Origin of the sequence: Salinibacterium sp. (assembly GCF_031364185.1) — a bacterium.
In the GTDB taxonomy this organism is placed as follows: Bacteria; Actinomycetota; Actinomycetes; order Actinomycetales; family Microbacteriaceae; genus Rhodoglobus.
Window position 1 is genome coordinate 1 of sequence record NZ_JANLVV010000370.1, and the last position, 5596, is coordinate 5596.

Here is a 5596-nt window from a genome sequence, read left to right on the forward strand (position 1 = left end):
GGCCGATCGTCGGCCGCTGCTCACGTGGAAGGAAGTCCGACGTGAAGGTAACCGGGGTAAAGCCACAGTAGTCGGCCAGCACCTCGGTCTCTGCGTCATCAACGATCTCCCGCAAATCGTCGGTCGGTTCAACGTCGAATACGAAGCGCCCCGCCAGCGACTGGCTGTCGAGCCTGATCGAAACTGCCCGCAACTCGGGCGTGACTGCTCGGAAAAGAGCCCCCCGTACGAACGGCTTCGCTTCTCCCTGCGGCGGGCGTCGATACGGTTGATACGCGGCGTTGGCCTTCCTGGAACTATGAGGAAGAGACGGTATTTACCTCGGCAGTAGGTCTCAATCAGAGTTCACACGTCGAGGACAATGCTGCGTCGCTAGTTACGAGGACCAGACATGAATTGGTGTGAACTCGGACGACCACCCTTGGAAACCCGATTGTTCCCACCAGTTGGGTTCGGTCAAGTCTGGAGGTGCCCCGTCTGCTCCCGCGACATCACCTGACACGAACATGGCCGACTGCGATTCGAGGGAGAAGATTCCCTCCGATTTCCTGCCCATGTGAACTACGAGCGACCATCCCGATTCCCCAAATTTTGGTGACCAATCGGTGATGGTCCACTGACCGCCGTTCGGAAAGCCTTCGCCGGTCCACTCAAACGAGGTGCTGTTGCGAGCGATCAGAACTGCTGTGTTGCCCAAGATTCCATCGCAAAATCGGCAATCTAGGAGTACTAGGACTGATCCGCGAAGGGGCTCGACTCGCACTCCCAGAGGATAGCTTTCGACAAGCAAGCCACCCACACGAAGCGGATCACCCTGAGTTTCGGCTTTGTGCCCAGACACCCAATCGCCAAGGGCGACTTCTTCCACTCTCATCGCGTGAACTCCATGTGCCAATTTGGGTCGGTTCGAGGAATGGTGCGTCCTGTGTGGGGATTGACTGTTTGACCGGCCACATTCGAATACGAAGCGTAGCCTGCTGGGTGCTGATACGGGCCGCTCGTGACTGGGTCCATTATCCGCACATCGGTGGTTTTCGGACTCAAACCAGGGCCTCCGCTTCCTCCCGTGAATTGGAAGCCGGAGCCAGTGGCCGGGGTCGGACCTACTGCACCCGCTGGCACAACTACGGTTTCGCCGTTCGGCTTTACGACGAAGGAAGGAGAGTGAAGGCCGCTGCTAGCTGTCGGTGCGGCGCCAGTTGAGCCTGTTGAGCTTCGGAACGAAGCCACCCCGCCGACCGCGATCAGGCCTGTACCGACGAGGCCTGCGAGGGTTTGTGTGAACCCCGTAACGGTGTCCTCCACGCATTCGTTCTGTATGCCGGTGAGCCCCTTGTCGAAGCCTGCAATGACGTCGTAGACGGGGTTGAACGCCATCACTCCCGCGGCCCACCAGTCATTGCCGGATGCGCGGAACGAGTCGTAGCGCTCGATGGCTATATAGACCGGGTTGTAGCCCATGTTGATCGACGACCACAGGTCAGTGCCTGCATTCAGTTCGTCCATCACGCGCAGCGAACCGGGCCCCAGAATCAATCCCATGGCGCCGCGACCTATGGCGTCTGACATCGCATCCAATCCAGTCGGATCGGTCCTGGTCAGCGGGTTGTTGCCCGTGTATGCGTACGGCTGCCGGGTCTGGTCGACCGCCGGGTCCACGGTGAGGAACTGTCCCGTGGCCGGGTCGTAGTCACGGGCTCGCAGGTGCACGAGCCCGGTGTCGGCATCGGTCCAGGCGCCGGTGAACCCGAACGAGCTGTCGGATGTCCCGGAGTGGCGGACCCGGTTGCCGAACTCGTCGAACGTTGAGGTCGCTGCGGTGTCGCCGTCCTGATCGGTGATGAGGCGCACGCTGCCGAGGAGGTCGGTGTGGAGGTATTCGACGGTGCCGGCATCGTCGATCTGGGCGATGGGGGTGGATGACGGGCCGTAGATGTAGGTGTGGTCGCCGTCATCCAGCAGCAGTGGCAGCCCCCCGACGGTGGACCAGAGCCAGTCCTCCGTGGCCGTTCCCTCGGTGCGGGACTGGCGCAGGCCGCGGGCGTCCGTCGTGTACCCGACGGATCCGCTGGGAGTTACGACGGATGCAAGGTAGCCGGCGGCGTCGTACCCGTAGGTTGTGGCCGTGCCGCCGACAGGACCGGATGCGGTGCGGCGCCCGGCCGTGTCGTAGGCGTACCCGATGTCGGGGCCGACGGTCGCGTCCGCCGCTATGAGCTGCTGGGCGCTGTTGTAGGTGAGCTCGCGTCCGCCGACGATCCCAGTGAGAAGACCACCGGAAGTCGCATCATAATTCTCGGCGGTTGTCGCGCCGCCGGCTGTGGTGGCGACGTTGCTGAGCTGGGACAGTGGGTCGTACTCGAAGGCGCGGTTGACATCCTGCCCGTCCAACATCGTCCCGGTCGAGGTGAGCTGGCCGACCGCGTCGAAGCCGTATGCGAAGGAGGCCAGCGTGGCGGTGGATCCCTCGACCTTCGAGTCGACGAGCAGGCCGCGGGAGTTGTAGTCGCGGGACTGCACCACGCCGTTGGCGGCGGTCTGGGTGCCAGGCTGACCGTCGACGGTCCAACCGAACGTGGACTCGTTGTCGAGCCAGTCGGTTGCCGAGGTCATTCGGCCGAGGGTGTCGTACCCGTAAACGACGGTCTTCGCACCGGGGTAGGTGATCGACTTGAGGAGCCCGAGCGAGTCGTAGGCATAGCCGAGGCTGGAGCCCCCGCCGTCGACCTCGGTCAGCAGGTTGCCGCGCGAATCGTAAGCGAAGGAGCTCGTTCCGGTCGGGTCGGTGAGGGTTGTCGGGCGATTCAGGCCGTCGTAGACGTAGGAGGCATCGACACCGGGTGTCGAGCTGTGGTCCACGGTTACAACGTTGCCCGCGGTGTCATAGGTGAAGTTCGATGTCGTCGCGTCGGGAAGCACCGTCGACTGCAGCCGGCCGCCAGCGTAGGCGAAGGACGTGGTGAGTCCACCCGGCTCGGTCTTGCCGAGCAGTTGACCTGAGCCGCCGTAGTTGTAGGTCGTGACCTTGCCGTCGGCGTTGGTGAAACTCGTCGAGCGCCCGGCCGTGTCGTACCCGTAGAGCTGGGTACTCGAATCCGGCAGGGTGATCGAGGTGACTTCGCCATCCAGCCCATGTGCGGTCGTAGTGACCCGCCCGAGGGCATCGGTGGAAGTCAGAGGACGCCCAGCAGCGTCGTAAGTGATGGTGGTGGTGAAACCCCCCGGGTTCGTGGACGAGATTACCTGCCCGGCAGCGTCATAGACCACCGTCGAGGTGGCACCCGACGGACGTGTAGACGACACAACCCGACCCGCGAGGTCGTAGGACTGCGATGTCACCCCGCCTGCAGCATCCGTCTTCGACAGCAGCTCGCCGCGCACGTTGTAGTCGAGAGTCGTGACCTGGTTCTGCGCGTCGCGCACCGTAGCCAGCTGGCCGGCCGGGGTGTACGTGTACTGAGTGATGTTGCCTGCAGCGTCCGTGCTCGACACCTGCTGACCGGCCGCATCGAACACGGCGTAGCCGATGTTGCCAAGGGCGTCGGTGGTTGACGTGCGCTGCCCTGCGGCGTTGTACCCGAAGCTCGTCACCCGGCCGAGCGGATCTGTGGCACTGAGGATGCGCCCGATCGAATCAGTGACTGTGGTTGCCGTGGCACCATCCGGTGACGTCACGGTCGCCCCATTGCCCGCAGCGTCATAAGTGAGCGAAGTCACGAGACCACCGGGGTCCGTCGTCGAGGCGATCCGGCCCGCAGCGTCATACGCGAACGAGGTGACCTCACCGGCGGGGTCTGTCGAGGTGGCGATGGTGCCGATCGAAGTGTAGGCGTGGGATTGCACGCGACCGGACGGACTCGTGGCGGTGAGGAGGTTGCCGACCCCGTCGTAGGTCATCGTTGTGACGTTGCCGAGCGGATCGGTCATGGATGTCGGCTTGTTGTGAGTGTCGTACGTCCATAGCGTGGTGCGCCCGAGCGCGTCTACCTTGCTCAGTCTGTTGCCTGCAGCGTCGTAGGTGAATGTCGCGGTTTTGCCGAGCGGATCGGTGACCGAACTCAGGTTGCTCGCCGCATCGTACGCGTAGGTGGTGGTCGCGGCGATGGGTGTACCACTCGCCAACGTCTGCGACACCAGTCGACCGGCGTCATAGATCTCGGTCGTGACGGCGCCGCCGGGTTTAGAAATGGTTGTAGTCCCGCCGTTGTAGGCAAACGTTGTGACTCTGTTCAGCGGATCTTTTTGCGAGACGACGCGCTTCTCGGCGTCGTACGTGTTCGTGGTGACGCCGCCGCCTGGTGTCGTGATCGAGGTCATGAAGTGGGCCGCGTTGTACCCGTGCGTCGAGACCGCATCGTCCACACCGGTGACCGATGTGAGGTTTCCGGCAGCGCTGTATCCGTAGTCCACTTCACGGCCCGCCGAATCGACGACCTTAGCGACGTGCATCCCGGACCAAGACAGGGTCAGCACCCGGCCGCCGGAGGCAGTCAACGACGCGACCTTCGCTGCTGCATCCCTCGCGACTGCGACGGTGTTGCCGTGGATGTCGGAGATGCCCGTCAGCAGGCCCGCCGCGTCATAGTCGAACACCTCACGCAAGTTTCGGGTGAAAGTCCACTTCTGGGTGGGGCTGTCGAAGGTCAGCGATGCCATCACCCGCGACGGGGCGGAGTAGGTCTGATCAGCACCCTCGTTGAAGACAACGGTCGCGCCGTTCTCCTGAACGATTTCCACCTGCCGCGGCAACGGATCGACCGTATCGCCGGGAACCAGGACCTTGAACTGGGAGGCGAAGGTGCTCGTCCACCCGAACCCGAACGGCCCGTCGACTGCGGCGCCGGTCGTGGAGTATGTGCGGTTGATGCTCAGCACCGGGCCGACCCCGGGCAGGCTCAGGTCGGTGACCGGGAGGTAGAACTCTCCGGTCGCCGAGTTCACCGGATCCGCGTGGGAGCACTGGCATGCCTTCTCGGCCGGGTTGGAACCACCCGTCGACTCCCCGGGCAGAACCGCTCCCGTGCCGGTGTCGAGGGAATACCCGTTGGATCTCGCCTGCACATCCTCCAGGGTGCCCGACTGGTAGGCGGCAACATAGGCGACATATGTATGGACACGATCTTTGGCGGCGACCTCGAACGACCTTGAACAGGTGCTTCCAGAACTGCAGTACCCGACGGGTTGCCCGGTCGTGTGATCCATCAGGACGATTCGGTAGTGACCGTTGGTATAGGAAACGTCTTGGTTGGCGGTAGCGGAGAGTTCGACGGATATCCGCTGGGGATGACTACCGGTAACGGCTGTCTTGGTAGCCGTCAACGCGACCGTCCACGCCTTCCGGGCGGCGATCACCAGGTTGCTGGTGGCCTGCACATCGGTTTGGGCGCCGTAAGTCGGGTAGTAGTTGTTGCCGAGGGCGGCGATATCGGCAACGTAGGTGTGCGGGCCGCCGGTGAAGAACCTCGCATCAACCGAGCAGCTCGCCCCGGAGGTGCACACCTTCAACGTCACCCCGGTGGTCTTGTCGTAGATCCGGATGAAATAACTGCCGTTCGTGACACCGACATCCTGATTCGCCGACGCCGTCAAAGTCACA

General features: G+C 63.2%; 2 protein-coding genes. Both read right to left on the minus strand.

Translation table 11 applies throughout. The features are described 5' to 3' along the window. On the minus strand, positions 1–193 hold a 193-nt coding region (locus tag RMN95_RS16135; RefSeq protein WP_309617926.1), incomplete at its 3' end, for a hypothetical protein. Between the two features lie 677 nt (positions 194–870). Further along, a partial coding sequence (locus tag RMN95_RS16140; protein ID WP_309617927.1) for an RHS repeat-associated core domain-containing protein occupies positions 871–5596 on the minus strand: 4726 nt, incomplete at its 5' end.